The 13,484-nt window shown below is 72.2% G+C and carries 13 protein-coding genes; 7 read left to right on the forward strand and 6 right to left on the reverse strand.

The genetic code is table 11. The features are described from left to right. Window positions 1–107: 107 nt before the first annotated feature. Window positions 108–1,664 carry a phytoene desaturase family protein gene (locus AC1DP0_RS08205; protein ID WP_478083541.1) on the forward strand — a complete coding sequence of 519 codons (1,557 nt, stop codon included), beginning with the start codon at window positions 108–110 and terminating at the stop codon, window positions 1,662–1,664. A gap of 2 nt (window positions 1,665–1,666) precedes the next feature. Here the strand turns inward: AC1DP0_RS08205 and AC1DP0_RS08210 are convergent, their stop codons facing one another. Then, window positions 1,667–2,254 carry a DNA-3-methyladenine glycosylase I gene (locus AC1DP0_RS08210; RefSeq protein WP_478083543.1) on the reverse strand — a complete coding sequence of 196 codons (588 nt, stop codon included), beginning with the start codon at window positions 2,252–2,254 and terminating at the stop codon, window positions 1,667–1,669. A gap of 89 nt (window positions 2,255–2,343) precedes the next feature. Between AC1DP0_RS08210 and AC1DP0_RS08215 the strand changes: the two genes are divergently transcribed. Next, a complete protein-coding gene (locus tag AC1DP0_RS08215) occupies window positions 2,344–2,838 on the forward strand; it encodes a DUF4385 domain-containing protein (RefSeq protein ID WP_478083545.1) in 495 nt (164 codons plus the stop codon). Window positions 2,839–2,842: 4 nt separating this feature from the next. On the opposite strand, the gene AC1DP0_RS08220 is transcribed toward AC1DP0_RS08215, so the two are convergent. Beyond that, complete coding sequence (locus AC1DP0_RS08220) at window positions 2,843–4,096, reverse strand: PucR family transcriptional regulator (RefSeq protein WP_478083547.1); 1,254 nt, start codon at window positions 4,094–4,096, stop codon at window positions 2,843–2,845. 86 nt (window positions 4,097–4,182) lie between these two features. On the opposite strand from AC1DP0_RS08220, the gene AC1DP0_RS08225 reads away from it, so the two are divergent. From AC1DP0_RS08225 to AC1DP0_RS08240, 4 genes are read left to right on the forward strand one after another with little or no spacing between them, the layout of a single operon-like run. After that, the gene (locus tag AC1DP0_RS08225; RefSeq protein WP_478083549.1) at window positions 4,183–5,322 is read left to right on the forward strand and encodes a ferredoxin reductase; all 1,140 of its coding nucleotides are present in this window, start codon (window positions 4,183–4,185) and stop codon (window positions 5,320–5,322) included. A gap of 40 nt (window positions 5,323–5,362) precedes the next feature. Then, complete coding sequence (locus AC1DP0_RS08230; protein WP_478083551.1) at window positions 5,363–6,526, forward strand: fatty acid desaturase family protein; 1,164 nt, start codon at window positions 5,363–5,365, stop codon at window positions 6,524–6,526. A gap of 54 nt (window positions 6,527–6,580) precedes the next feature. After that, a complete protein-coding gene (locus AC1DP0_RS08235) occupies window positions 6,581–7,447 on the forward strand; it encodes a phosphatase PAP2 family protein (RefSeq protein WP_478083553.1) in 867 nt (288 codons plus the stop codon). Between the two features lie 10 nt (window positions 7,448–7,457). Then, the gene (locus AC1DP0_RS08240) at window positions 7,458–9,176 is read left to right on the forward strand and encodes an NAD(P)/FAD-dependent oxidoreductase (RefSeq protein ID WP_478083555.1); all 1,719 of its coding nucleotides are present in this window, start codon (window positions 7,458–7,460) and stop codon (window positions 9,174–9,176) included. A gap of 103 nt (window positions 9,177–9,279) precedes the next feature. Here AC1DP0_RS08240 and AC1DP0_RS08245 read toward each other — a convergent pair whose 3' ends face one another. The 4 genes from AC1DP0_RS08245 to AC1DP0_RS08260 all read right to left on the reverse strand — a co-directional run bounded on the left by AC1DP0_RS08245 (window position 9,280) and on the right by AC1DP0_RS08260 (window position 11,807). Beyond that, entirely contained in the window at window positions 9,280–9,903 is a 624-nt protein-coding gene (locus AC1DP0_RS08245; protein WP_478083556.1) for an FMN-binding negative transcriptional regulator, read from the reverse strand. Between the two features lie 142 nt (window positions 9,904–10,045). Beyond that, entirely contained in the window at window positions 10,046–10,333 is a 288-nt protein-coding gene (locus AC1DP0_RS08250; RefSeq protein ID WP_478083558.1) for a hypothetical protein, read from the reverse strand. Further along, window positions 10,330–11,199, reverse strand: a complete 870-nt coding sequence (locus AC1DP0_RS08255; protein ID WP_478083560.1) for a DUF4097 family beta strand repeat-containing protein — start codon at window positions 11,197–11,199, stop codon at window positions 10,330–10,332. Before AC1DP0_RS08255 ends, AC1DP0_RS08250 begins: the two co-directional genes overlap by 4 nt. A gap of 47 nt (window positions 11,200–11,246) precedes the next feature. Beyond that, window positions 11,247–11,807 carry a toxin-antitoxin system HicB family antitoxin gene (locus AC1DP0_RS08260; protein WP_478083562.1) on the reverse strand — a complete coding sequence of 187 codons (561 nt, stop codon included), beginning with the start codon at window positions 11,805–11,807 and terminating at the stop codon, window positions 11,247–11,249. A 104-nt stretch (window positions 11,808–11,911) separates the two neighbouring features. On the opposite strand from AC1DP0_RS08260, the gene AC1DP0_RS08265 reads away from it, so the two are divergent. Beyond that, window positions 11,912–13,228, forward strand: a complete 1,317-nt coding sequence (locus AC1DP0_RS08265) for an MBL fold metallo-hydrolase (protein ID WP_478083565.1) — start codon at window positions 11,912–11,914, stop codon at window positions 13,226–13,228. Window positions 13,229–13,484 lie beyond the last annotated feature (256 nt).

A 13,484-nucleotide genomic window follows, 5' to 3' on the forward strand; every position in this document is an offset into this window, starting at 1 on the left:
TCGGTGACCCTGGGCGTCCAGTCGAGTGCCCACTTCCCCACACGCACTCGGTGACCCTGGGCGTCCAGTCGAGTGCCCACTTGCGCACGGTCGCCTAGGGTGACCTCGTGCGCTACGACGACGTCATCATCGGGGCCGGTCACAACGGCCTCACGGCCGCCGCCTACCTCGCGCGAGCGGGGCGAAAGGTGCTCGTACTCGAACGGGCGGACCACGTGGGCGGCGCGGCCGTTTCGGCCCGTGCGTTCGACGGCGTCGATGCCCGCCTCTCGCGCTACTCCTACCTCGTGTCGCTCCTGCCGCGCCAGGTCCTCAGCGACCTCGACCTCGACCTGCGGCTCATCCGGCGGCGGTTCTCCTCGTACACGCCGGTGCCGTCGGACCCCGACCGCGGGCTGCTCGTCGACCACGGCGACGCTGCCGCGACCCGTGCCGCCTTCCGGGCCCTGACCGGCGATGACGACGCGTATGCCGCGTGGACCGACTTCTACGCGCGCATGACCGGCGTGGCCGAGCGGGTCTTCCCGACCGTGCTCGAACCGCTGCGTTCGCGGGACGAGGTGCGCGCCCTCTCCGGTGACACCGACCTCTTCGACGCCCTGACGACCCGGCCCGTCGGCGAGCTCATCGAGTCGGTCACCGCGGACGACACCCTCCGCGGCATCATCGCCACCGACGCCCTCATCGGCACCTTCGCCTCGCTCGGCGAGACCGACCTGCGCCAGAACGTCTGCTTCCTCTACCACCTCATCGGGGGCGGCACCGGCGACTGGGACGTACCTGTCGGCGGCATGGGTGCGCTCACCGACTCGCTTGCGGCAGCGGCGGTCTCGGCCGGAGCGACGATCCTCACCGGAGCCGAGGTCACGTCCGTGGACCCGTCCACGGGGGAGGTCGCGTGGTCCGGCGGAGACGCCGGGAACGGCAGCGCTGTGGGCGGCAACCTCGTCGCGGGCTGCGCGCCCACCGTGCTCAACCGCCTGCTCGCCGCCTCCGGTGCCGACCCGGTCGACACCGAGGACGACGTCGAGGGCGCCCAGCTCAAGGTCAACATGCTGCTGACCCGCCTCCCCCGCCTGCGCGACGCCGCCGTCGACCCGAGGGCCGCCTTCGCCGGGACCTTCCACATCAACGAGGGCTACGGCCAGCTCGAGCAGACGTATGCCGTGGCGCGCGACGGGCGCATCCCTGACCTGCCGCCGTGCGAGATCTACTGCCACACGCTCTCGGACCGTTCGATCCTCGGGCCGGAGCTCGCGTCGAGCGACGCGCAGACGCTGACGCTCTTCGGCCTGCACCTGCCCGCCCGGCTCTTCCGGGAGGACAACACGGCCGCGACCAAGGCAGCCCTCGAGGCGACCCTGCGCTCGCTCGACTCGGTGCTCGGCGAGCCGATCGAGTCGGTGCTCGCCCGCGACGCCGACGGCAACCTCTGCGTCGAGGTCAAGAGCCCCGTCGACCTCGAGCAGTCGGTAGGCCTGCCCGGCGGGAACATCTTCCACCGCTCGCTGCAGTGGCCGTGGGCCGAGCGGGACTCCGAGGTGGGCACGTGGGGCGTCGAGACGGCATACGACAACGTCCTGCTCGGCGGAGCCGGCGCTCGCCGCGGTGGTGGCGTCAGCGCGATCCCCGGCCACAACGCCGCCAAGGCGGTCCTGGGCTGAGGCTACGCGGTCCAGACGCCGGAGCTGCCACGCCGGTGGCTGCCCATGAGGTGCGTGTCGATGATGCCGACGGCCTCCATCAACGCATACATCGTCGTCGGCCCGACGAAGGCAAAGCCCTTCTTGCGCAACGCCTTTGAGAGGGCCTTGCTCTCATCGGACACGGTGGGGACCTCGGTGTGGTCGGCCGGTCGCGGGGTGTCGGCGGGCTGGAAGCCCCATACGAAGTCGACGAGACCGCCCTCCTCGCGCAGCGCGATCGTGGCCCGCGCGTTCGTGATGGTGGCGCGGATCTTGCCTCGGTGGCGGATGATCCCGGCGTCGCCGAGGAGACGCTCGACGTCGTCGTCGGTGTAGGCCGCGACGACGTCCGGGTCGAAGTTCGCGAAGGCGGCCCGGAAGGCAGGGCGCTTGCGCAGGATCGTCGCCCACGACAGCCCGGCCTGGAAGCCCTCGAGGCAGATCCGCTCGTAGAGCCCGCGCTCGTCGCGGATCGGCATGCCCCACTCGGTGTCGTAGTAGTCCATGAGGAGAGGGTCCACCGACGCCCAGGTGGGGCGGGCGAGCCCGTCAGTGCCGACGACCGTCATGTCGCGACCCTAGAACCCCGACCGCCGCGCCAGCTCAGCCGGGGCGGGTTTGGCGCGGAGGCAGGCGCGACACCCGACAGAATGGCCGGGTGACGCCGGACCCGTATGCCGGACTCGACCTCGAGTCCCTCGACCTGCGCGCCCAGCCCGAGCTCTACCGCGTCGGCCGCGGTGAGCAGGGCGTGCTGCGCGTGCAGCCCTACAAGGACGAGCTGCTGCCGCTCTGGCGGTTCCGCACGCCCGACGTCGCTCGCGAGAGCGYGGCGGCGATCCGGGCGCGGTTCGACGAGTACCTCGCTGCCGGTGACCTCGTCGGTGCCGACGTGGCCCGCAAGTTCCTCCAGATGGGCTACACCCGCTCGCGGCGCTACGCCAACCATCCCGGCGGCCGGAAGTACGACGGTCCCGTGCCGCCGGAGCAGCGCGGGAACAGTGGTGGGCACGGACGCCGGGAGCTCCCGCGCGGGCCCGAGGACGCCGGCAAGGCCGAGTCCGCCCGGGTGTTCAAGGAGGCCTGGGACGCGGTGGAGCAGGTCACCGAGTACACGCAGTGGCGGGCCGAGCACCGGTCGCGGCACGGCTGACCCGCTACGCCGGCGTCGAGGACGAGGCGGACGAGGCGGACGTGGCCGACAGCGCGATCACGAGCTCACGCACCGCCGCCGGGTCGCTGAGGCGGTCACCGTAGAGCTCGCGCAGCTGACCCATCCGGTAGCGCACGGTCTGGGCGTGGATGTGCAGCTCGGCGGCGACCGCGTCCCGGCGTCCCTGGTGCAGCAGCCACGACAGGAGCGTCTCCGCGAGCCGGTCGCGGGTGCCGGGTGCGAGCTCGGCCAGGGGCGCGAGGACGCGGGCGCGCAGGTCGGACAAGGCCTCCGGGTCGGCTGTGAGGACGAGGTGGGCCAGGTGCTCCTCGGTGTCGACCGGGGCGCCCGTGCGCGTCGGCCGTGCCACGCCCACGGTGCGCGCGGCCCGGTCGTAGGACGCGCGGGCGTCGGTCCACGGGCGCGGCGGCCCGACAACGGCGTGGCGACCGGCGAGCACCCGCAGCAGGTGGAGCCGGCCGGGCCCGTCGGCGTCGGGGACGAGCAGGAGGGTGAGCGGGTCGTCGGGGTCGACGTGCTCGAGGCCCTGCAAATCCTCGCCGAGCTGCAGCGTGTCGGTCCCGAGCGAGGCGAGCGCCCGACGCGCCCCGGCGGCGGGCAGCAGCACGGCCGTGAGCGAGGTGGGTGTCGCCCACTCGGCCCGGGCCGCGGCGGCGGTCAGCACGTCGGCGCTCGCGCCCGCGAGCAGGTGCTGCCCCAGCCGCTCGCGGTAGCGGTCCCTGACCCGGCCGCTCGTCGTCAGCTCGTCCGTGTGGCCGGCCACGCTGGCCGCAGACAGCTCGTCGATGTAGGCGAAGAGCAGCTCGGCGAACTTCGCCATCGTCGTCGCCGGCAGTCCCGCCTCGGCTGCCGCCCGGGCCAGCTCGCGCCAGGACACCCGGGCACCGACGCGGTATGCCGCGAGCAGGCTGTCCATCGATCGTCCCCCTCGAGCCTCGCCTCGTCCGAGGGCGTAGGCACCTTCGCGGGTCGGGCCCAGCGGCGTGCTCGCATCGACGTCGCGTCCGCCCCCCGCGAGCTTGAGGAAGCCCGCGATGGCCATCTGCACGGCGCGCTCGATCGTGTCCCCGGCCACCCCACCGAGAGCGCCGCGGTAGTCGGGAACCTCGTCGACGACGGCTGCGACCGTGGTCGTCGCGATGGCCGGCAGCCGCTCGCGCAGCACGCGCAGCACCGCATGGTCCAGCTGGAGGTCGGCAGCGCCCCGAACCGTTGCGCTGCCCGCGGGCTTGGCCATCGACTGTTCCCTCCGAACAAGAGTTCCCGGATACTTCACGCCTTCCGGTCAGGATCTTACCCTTGACCCTCAGTCATGCTGGTGGCATGAGCCTGACCGCGCCCTCGAAAACCTCGACCCGAGCCGACCGCCCCTCCCTGCGGCGACGGTTCCTGCAGCTCGCCGAGCGCGCGACCTCCCCCCTGCTGCCGGCGGACTACCTCGACCTGTTCGACCCGCTGCGTCCCGGCGCCGACCTGCGCGGACGCATCGTCGCGGTCCACCCCGAGACCGCGGACGCCGCCACCATCGTCATCCGCCCCGGCGCCGACTGGGCCGGGCACGTGCCGGGCCAGTACGTCCGCATCGGGGTCGACGTCGACGGCGTACGCCAGTGGCGGGCCTACTCCCTCACCCACGGCCCGCGCCCCGACGGCCACATCTCCATCACCGTCAAGGCCGTGCCGGACGGGCTCGTCAGCACCCACCTCGTGCGCGAGTCGCGACCCGGCACGCTCGTCCACCTCGAGCAGGCCCAGGGCGAGTTCGTGCTGCCGACCGACGGCGGCAAGTTCCTCTTCGTCACGGCCGGCTCCGGCGTCACCCCGGTCATCGGGATGCTCCGCAACCTCTTCCCGGTCGCTGACTCGGGCGTCGTGCGTCTGCCCCGCGCGACGGCATACGACATCGTCGTCGTGCACGTGGCACCGAGCGAGCCGGACTCGATCTTCCTCGACAACCTCCGCTCGCTCGACGAGGCCGGCCTGATCCGCCTCGTGGCGCGCTACGACGACGAGCACGGGGTGCTCGACGTCTCCGACCTCGGGACGCTCGTGCCCGACCTGCACGACCGGCAGACCCTCGCCTGCGGACCCGGGGGTCTGCTCGACGCCCTCCAGCGCCACCACGACGAGCGTGGCCTCGGCCTGCTCACCGAGCAGTTCCGCGCCAGCACGCTCGTCGTCGGCGACGGCGGGACGGTCGGCTTCACCGGCTCCGGCACGACGGTCGAGGCCGACGGCGCGACCCCCATCCTCGACGCCGCCGAGGCGGCCGGCGTGCTGATGCCGTCCGGCTGCCGGATGGGCATCTGCTTCGGCTGCGTGCTGCCGCTGCGCGAGGGCGCCGTCCGCGACCTGCGCACCGGCGCCGTCACGACCGCGACGCCTGGCGAGACCGAGGGCCAGGGCGTGCCCATCCAGACCTGCATCTCCGCGGCCGCCGGCGCCTGCGTCATCGACCACTGACACCCACAGACCCACCGACCTCCGAACCAGAGGAGTCACCATGACCGTCCTGCAGAAGAAGACCCACAACCCGATCGGCCACCTCACCGCCGAGGGCATCGAGCAGATCGGTGTCGAGCTCGACGCCATCCGGCAGTCCGTCATCGACACCCGCGGAGCCGACGACGCGGCCTACATCCGCAAGGTCATCGCCACCCAGCGCAAGCTGGAGCTCGGCAGCCGCGCCCTCCTGCTCGTCTCGATGTTCCCGCCCGCCTGGGTCGTCGGCACGGCCGGCCTCGCGGTCGCCAAGATCATCGAGAACATGGAGATCGGGCACAACGTCATGCACGGCCAGTGGGACTGGATGCGCGACCCGAAGATCCACTCGACGACGTGGGAGTGGGACAACGCCAGCCCGTCCGACCAGTGGAAGCACTCGCACAACGAGCTGCACCACACCTACACGAACGTCATCGGCAAGGACAACGACCTCGGCTACGGCATCATGCGCGTCGACGAGGACCAGCGCTGGGTGCCGCTCTACGCCGCGCAGCCGCTGTGGAACTTCGTCAACGCCTGCTTCTTCGAGTACGGCATCGCCGCCTACGACCTCGAGCTCGGCAAGAACCTCGCGACCAAGGAGCGCCGCCAGGACCCCGCCTTCCGGGCCCGCGCCAAGGTGACGCTGAAGAAGATCCGCAACCAGATGACGAAGGACTACGTCATCCACCCGCTGCTGTCGGGACCGTCGTTCGTCAACACGCTCGCCGCCAACGCCACGGCCAACCTCATCCGCAACCTGTGGACCCACTCGGTCATCATGTGCGGCCACTTCCCGGAGGGCGTCGAGACCTTCGAACGCCGGTCCATCGTGGGTGAGACCCGCGGCGAGTGGTATGTCCGCCAGATGCTCGGCTCGGCCAACATCAGCGGCAGCAAGGCCATGCACTTCATGACCGGCAACCTCAGCTTCCAGATCGAGCACCACCTCTTCCCCGACCTGCCGAGCAACCGCTACCAGCAGATCGCGCCGCAGGTGCAGGCCCTGTTCCGCAAGTACGGCCTGACCTACACGACGGGCTCGCTCCCGCGCCAGGTGGGGTCGGCGTGGAAGAAGGTCATCCGGCTGTCCGTGCCGAACGGCTTCCTCGGTCGACGCGCCAAGGCCCCCGTCACGGATCTGGCTCCCTCGAAGCCGGCCCGGGAGCACCTCGCGGCCTGAGCGGCGGCAGGCCTGAACGACTCGGACAGGTGCTGTGGCGGGTAAGGATGGGGCATGCCCGACTCCCCGAGCCCGCAGACACCGGACGACACGATCGGCGCCCGGGACCTGACGACCTGGCACACCCGCTTCGGGCAGTGGCTCGTCGGCGTCTTCGCCGGGGTGGCACGCGCCTCCCGGCCGGCCGCCCGTCGGGTCGTCTCGTGGTCGTCGGCGCACGTGGCGTTCGTCGTCTTCGCCGTCGTCGCCCTCGTCGTCATGGCCGCTCTCGTCGAGGGGGTCGAGACGGTCTACGAGGGGGTCGTCGGTCGCGACGGGCTGACCGTGGTCGACCAGCCCGTCCTGGACAGGGCGATCTCGCTCCGCTCACCCGGGCTCGACTCCGCCATCACGGCGTTCACGAACGTCGGTGGTCCGGTCGGCATGCCGATCCTCGCCCTGCTCGCCGTCGCCGTCATCACCTGGCGTCGTCGGCGGTGGACGCCCATCGTGCTGACGCTCATCGCGGCCGCCGGGTCGCTCGCGATGACGATCGTCGGCAAGGACCTCGTCGACCGGGCCCGCCCGCAGGCCGCCCTGGCGGTCCCGCCGCTGGAGGTGTCGCCGTCGTTCCCGAGCGGCCACACGCTCAACGCGACGGTGCTCACGACGGTCGTCGTCTATCTCGTCCTCATCGAGACCACCGCGGCCTGGCAGCGCAGCCTGGCGGTCACGCTCGGCACGCTCTTCGTCGTGACCATGGGGCTCTCCCGGGTCTTCCTCGGCCACCACTGGCTCACCGACGTGCTGGCCGGCTGGCTCATCGGTCTCGCCTGGGCCCTCGCCGTCATCACCGCACACCGCCTCTGGCTCACCCTGCGCGAACGACCGGCGACGCTGGACTCGCGCGACGGCATACTCCCGGAGCGCTCCGCCTCCTAGGATCGATCGGGTGAACCCGGCGATCATCCTGGTGTCCGAGACCCGCTCCGAGGAGCTGCTCGACGAGTTCGGGCGCTACTCGCGCGACTACGAGCTGCCCACCGCGGGCTCGGCCCACGAGGCGAAGCTCGCGGCGAAGCGGGTCGTCGCCGAGGGCGGTCAGGTCGCGATGTTCGTCACCGAGTCGCGCCTGCCCGACGCCGAGGTGCTCGAGGCCTTCCTCTGGTGGCGCGCGACGGTGCCGACGGCGCGGCGGGTCATCGCCGCCCACGTCTCGAGCTTCCGCGAGGACGCCGAGCGCCTGCGGGGCGGGCTGGCAAAGGGCAAGTACGACGCGTACCTGCTCATGCCGCGCGGCGCCCGCGACGAGGAGTTCCACACGGCCATCTGCGAGCTGCTGTCCGACTGGGGCTCCACGGTGGCCGAGCCCGAGGTCGTGGCGGTGGCCATCGTCTCCCCCGTCGAGGACGCCCTGACGCTCAGCATCCGCGACTACCTCGACCGGATGGGGATGCCCAACCGCGTCTACGCCCCGGGCAGCGACGAGGGGCGTGCCGTGATCGAGCACGTCGAGGGTGACGCCGCGCCCGAGTACCCGCTCGTCATGGACCTCGGCAAACGCGTCGCCACGGCCCGCAGCGTGCGCGACGTCGCCACCCGCATCTACGGCCGCCCGGCCGACGTCGACGTGGACCGCGTGGTCGACGTCTCCATCGTGGGCGCCGGGCCGGCGGGTCTCGCGGCCGCCGTCTATGCCTCGTCCCAAGGACTGTCGACGGTCGTCCTCGAGGCGGAAGCGATTGGTGGACAGGCGGGCACGTCGTCGATGATCCGCAACTACCTCGGCTTCCCGAGGGGGATCTCGGGTATGCGGCTGGCCCAGCGGGCGCGCAACCAGGCGGTCCGCTTCGGCACCGAGTTCTTCACCGGTTGGCCGGTCACGTCGTTCACGCCGGGCACGTCGTCGACCCCGGCCCCCGCGGGCACCGCAGGTCCTGCCGGCGAGGACGGCGGCCCGGAACCGCACGTGCTGCACACCGAGGGCGGCGACGTCCGGGCGCGGGCTGTCGTCGTGTCGGCCGGCGTGAAGTACCGCCGCCTCGACGCGCCGGGCATCGAGCGGCTCGTCGGGCTCGGCGTCCACTACGGCAGCGCCATGACGGCTGCGCGCGAGATGGAGGGCTCGGACGTCATGGTCGTCGGTGGTGGCAACTCGGCCGGTCAGGCCGCGATCCACCTCGCGCGCTTCGCCCGATCCGTGACGATCCTCGTGCGGCGCGAGTCCCYCGCCGAGACGATGTCGAGCTATCTCGTCGGCGAGATCCGCTACAACCCTCGGATCGGGGTCAAGGTTTGCTCCGAGGTGACCGAGGGCGGCGCCGGCGAGGACGGCCGGCTCGGCTGGGTCACGGTGCGCGACACTGCCGGCGGCGCCGAGGAGCGTCGCGACTGCCGCGGCCTCTTCCTCCTCATCGGCGCGGCGCCCTACTGCGACTGGCTGCCGGACGCGGTCGCCCGCGACGAGCGCGGCTTCGTGCTGACGGGTCGCGACGTGCCGCAGCACCTGTGGCGAGAGGGGTTGCCGCCGGAGAGCCTCGAGACGACGGTGCCCGGCGTCTTCGCGGCGGGCGACATCCGCGCCGGCTCGATGAAGCGCGTGGCCGCGGCGAGCGGGGAGGGCGCGTCGGTCGTGCCGCTCGTGCACGCCTGGCTCGACCCGACGCGCTGAGCTCCTTCCCGTCCGGGCCGAGGGGTCAGCGACGGATGAGCTGCCCGTCGCGGAACGAGTAGCGGTAGGCGCTCGTCGTGGCAGCCGGGAGGTTGGCGGGTGCTCAACCGCGGAGGGCGCGCTCCATCTCGTCCGCGACAACACGAGCCATGGCATCATCCTCGACGCGCAGACCGGCTATCGCGCCCTCGCGGTCGGCGTCGGACCGGTTCTGGCTCAGCTTGGCCTTGCCCTCCACCGAGTCGACGACGAGCTCGATGCCGACGATGGCCCGCAGGCGGCCACGGACGTACTTCGCCGGGGCGTCGTCGACGGCCCAGGGCTGCTCCCGTCCGGCCTCGTGCCGCTCCGTGAGCCTGGTGACCACGTCGAGCACCCAGTCGGGGTCGTCGTGGACCGTGACCGCTCCCCGCAGCTGCACCTCGCTGTAGTTCCACGTCGGGACCACGCGCCCGTGCTGCGCCTTGGTGGCGTACCAGCCCGGCGACACGTAGGCGTCGGCGCCGCTGACCACGACGAGCCCTGGGGACGCCGGTGCGATGCGCGTCCAATGATCGTTGGCGCGGGCCAGGTGGCCGATGACGCGATCGCCGTCGACGAGCACGGGCAGCAGCGTCGAGTCCGGACGTCCGTCGGGACCGACGGTGACGAGGCGTGCCGCCGCGTGCGCCGCGAGGAAGGCCGTGACGTCAGGGTCGTTCATGGCGTTGGCCGGGGGCACGTACATGCTTCGATGGTCGCACGCACCGTCGGGACGGGCCGCGCACGGGCGCGCGGACGGCATACGCCCGGTGGTGGGGACGACGACCTACGCCCGGCCAGCACGGAGCCCGCCGACTGGTGTCGACGGGCTCCGGGGGAGGCGTGGCTCAGCTGTGCCGGTGCGGGGACCGGCGAGGCGCTGCCGTCCAGGGTCGGGGACCGGCATGCAGAGCCGGAGCGGGGTGCTGGCTGTTGCCCGCGCGGGCGGGACGTTCGGCCGAGGGGTCGAGCCGCTCGGCGAGGCTGCGCAGGAGGAGCGCGGCCCGGACGTGACGGCGGATGCGGCCGGCCTGCTTGGGCACGTGGTGCGCATGGTGGGCTGCGGCGACCCGCTCGACGATGCGGTCGCGGGCGATCGCTTCCTGGGGCGTGAGGTTCATGGTCCCGGCGCTCATGCGAGGCTCACCTGCGCCCGCTTGACGCGGATGTCGCCGCTGCCGGAGTGGACGACCAGACGAGCCTGGGCCTCGGCGTCACCGGGGCCCGAGGTCTCCTCGAGGTCGATGTCGACGTCGCCCGTGACGGTGTTGAGGTCGAGGTAGGCCGCGACCCCGTGGGCCACTGCGATGGTGACGTCGCCGGTGCCCGTTCGGGCCCGCACCTCACCACCGTGCACGCCGTCGAGGGTGATGTCGCCGGTGCCGGTCGTCAGCTCGAGGTCGCCGGTCGAGGCCCCGATCTGGAGGTCGCCGGAGCCGGTCTTCGCCTTGACGGCAGCATCGGAGCGGCGCAGGGAGATGTCACCGCTGCCCGAGACGAGGTCGAGACGTCCGCCGCCCGCGGCGACGGTGATGTCGCCCGAGCCGGTCTTGGCGTCGATGTCGCCGCTCGCCGACTGGAGGGTGATGTCGCCGGATCCCGACTTGAGCCGGGCCGAAGCCACCTCGTGGAAGGTCAGGTCGCCGGCGCCGGTCGCGGCCCGGACCTCGCCGAGCAGCCCCGCGGCCGTGACGTCGCCGGCGCCGGTCTTGGCGTCGACCGCGCTCCCGGCGGGCAGCTCGACCTCGACGTCGACGGAGCCTTTGGTGCCGAGGGAGAAGAAGCTGTCGCGCAGCTTGGGCGCCAGAACCGCGACGTCGTTGCCGTGGGCCTCGACGGTGAACTTCTCGGCGATCTCGGCGCCGTGCTTGCCGTGCGGGTGGAGTCGGACGGTCGTCGTCGTGGCGGTGCCGACGGTCAGCGTCAGGTCGCCGACGAGCAGCTCGGCCTTGAGGTTGATGGGACCCGTCGTGTCGAAGCGGGTCTCGAGGGTCGTGCCCATGGGATGTCCCCTTTTCTCGGAAGTGGTCTGATGTCTGTCCGGGCCGCTCAGCGGACCCAGCCCTGCACGCGCTTGTTGGAGGAGCGGTTGCGCCCTGGGGCGCCGGGCCCGAACTGCGGGCCGGGCGGCATCGGCGGGAAGCCGGGCATCGGTGGCCCTCCGACCGCGGTGGCCGCGCGGACCGCGTTGACGATCCAGGTGTTGAGCGACTGGCCCCGACCGGTCGCGAGCTCCTCGGCCCGGACCTTGAGGGCCTCGGGAAGTCGCAGGGTGATGCGAGAGGTCTCGGCGCCCTCGTCGTCGAGTGACACCACCCTGGTGTCGCCAGGGTCGAGGACCTGGGTGTCGTCGGCGACGGCCGACGGGCCGGCCCCCACGACGACGAAGACGGGCTCCCGGCCCTGCAGCCGGACCTCGACGGAGGTGCCCTCGAGCTCGTTGGTGATCTCGGCCGCCGCATGGGACAACGCGTCCATCAGGGCGAGCCGGGCCGAGGAGTCGAGCGCGAAACCGATCCGCTCTGCGGCCTGCTCGGTCTCCGGACCCATCGCCCTGGCCGCCTGGGCGAGATCCCGACGCAGTGCGTCGACGTACTCGGTGATGTCCATGTGCATCATGCTGACACCATCATGGTGTCATGTCAACACCATGATGACGCCCAATTGGCGCACGGTAGGTTCAGCACACCCCTCGACCTGCGGAAAGGCGCTCGATGCGCAGCCTCGGAACCTCCGACCACCCCACCGTCCGTGCCGTCTCGTCGGTCATCGAGAAGGTCTCCTCACGCACCCGGGCGCGACAGTTTGTGCGGGTGATGAACCGGATGGGCGCCTCGCCCGCGGCGGTCCTGCCCCACGTCCTGGACTCCCCGAACTTCGCGAACCGCCGGTTCGAGGGCGAGGAGCCGTCGCTGCGTCCGCGGGTCCGGGCCCAGACGCACGCCCTCGTCGCCGCCACCCGCGTCCACGACCGCGGCAGGCCCCACGGCACGGTCCCCGTCGTCCCGGCGGAGCCGCCGCAGCAGCCGGGCGAGCTCGCCGTCACGTGGTACGGCCATGCCACCACCGTGCTCGAGATCGACGGCGCCCGCTTCCTCATCGACCCGGTCTTCAGCGAGCGCGTCTCCCCGATCCGGCACGTCGGACCCCGACGGATGCACCCGGTCCCGGGGTCGATTGCCGCCATCCCCAGCATCGACGCCGTGCTCGTTAGCCACGACCACTACGACCACCTCGACCAGCCGTCGATCGTTCGGCTCGAGGAGACCCACCGGCCGCACTACGTCGTACCCCTCGGTGTCAACGCGCACCTGCTCGCCTGGGGTGTCCCCGAGCAGCGCATCACGGTGCTCGACTGGCGCGACGAGACCGAGGTGGCCGGCATCCGTCTCATCTGCACCGAGGCGCGGCACAACTCCGGCCGGGGGCTCGTCGACAGCCAGACCCTGTGGGCGGGCTGGGCCCTGCGGGGTCCCCGCCACAGCGCCTACTACCCCGGCGACTCCGGCACGTCGAAGCGTTTCGCCGCGATCGGGGCCGACCTCGGCCCCTTCGACCTGACGCTCATGCCCGTCGGCGCCTACGACCCGTTCTGGCCCGACATCCACATGGACCCCGAGCAGGCCCTCGCCGCGCACCGTGACGTCAACCGCATCGGCGACGAGATGCACGCCCTGACCGAGGACGAGGCCGGGGTGGCCGACGAGTTCATCGAGGGGGACCACCGCATCGACACCCCTGGGGGCGTCCATGAGGAGGGCGAGCGCACCGTGACGACCCGCACGGTGCCGACCGCCGCCCGAGAGTCGCTCCTCGTCCCCGTCCACTGGGCCACCTTCAACCTCTCGATGCACTGGTGGGCCGAGCCCGCCCGCCGCATCCGCCGGGGTGCGGCCCAGGCACGCGTCCCCGTCGCCTTCCCCCGTGTCGGCCAGCGCGTCGACCTCTCGAGTGGCGATGCCGACGCCGTCGCAGCTGCCCACTCCGAGCCCTGGTGGGAGCTGTGCGCTTCGCCCGAGGACCGCGACTGACCGGCCCGTCCAGGCGGCACACGGCATACGGTCCCGGGAACTCGGGCGGCCGCCCCGTCGCTGGACGAGAATGACGACAGCCCGCACCCGCGTGGCCGCCGAACCGTGAGGCACGACAGGCAGGAGAAGCCCGTGCAGCTCCCGATCCTGCGCAGGATGGGTGCGACGACCGCGTCGCAGCGCCAGCGCACCACCGCATCGCCGAACTACCGCGACGGCGAGTTCCGCTCCCACGAGCCGACGCACGTCGTCGCGA

This window comes from Terrabacter sp. P5_B1 (assembly GCF_056400505.1).

Excerpts from the sequence above, each read along its gene's own strand:
- AC1DP0_RS08235 (WP_478083553.1), top strand. The coding sequence starts at position 6,581 with ATGCCCGACTCCCCGAGCCCGCAGACACCGGACGACACGATCGGCGCC.
- AC1DP0_RS08265 (WP_478083565.1), top strand. The coding sequence starts at position 11,912 with ATGCGCAGCCTCGGAACCTCCGACCACCCCACCGTCCGTGCCGTCTCG.
- AC1DP0_RS08225 (WP_478083549.1), top strand. The coding sequence starts at position 4,183 with ATGAGCCTGACCGCGCCCTCGAAAACCTCGACCCGAGCCGACCGCCCC.
- AC1DP0_RS08245 (WP_478083556.1), bottom strand. The coding sequence starts at position 9,903 with ATGTACGTGCCCCCGGCCAACGCCATGAACGACCCTGACGTCACGGCC.
- AC1DP0_RS08220 (WP_478083547.1), bottom strand. The coding sequence starts at position 4,096 with ATGGCCAAGCCCGCGGGCAGCGCAACGGTTCGGGGCGCTGCCGACCTC.
- AC1DP0_RS08250 (WP_478083558.1), bottom strand. The coding sequence starts at position 10,333 with ATGAGCGCCGGGACCATGAACCTCACGCCCCAGGAAGCGATCGCCCGC.
- AC1DP0_RS08210 (WP_478083543.1), bottom strand. The coding sequence starts at position 2,254 with ATGACGGTCGTCGGCACTGACGGGCTCGCCCGCCCCACCTGGGCGTCG.
- AC1DP0_RS08255 (WP_478083560.1), bottom strand. The coding sequence starts at position 11,199 with ATGGGCACGACCCTCGAGACCCGCTTCGACACGACGGGTCCCATCAAC.
- AC1DP0_RS08260 (WP_478083562.1), bottom strand. The coding sequence starts at position 11,807 with ATGGACATCACCGAGTACGTCGACGCACTGCGTCGGGATCTCGCCCAG.
- AC1DP0_RS08230 (WP_478083551.1), top strand. The coding sequence starts at position 5,363 with ATGACCGTCCTGCAGAAGAAGACCCACAACCCGATCGGCCACCTCACC.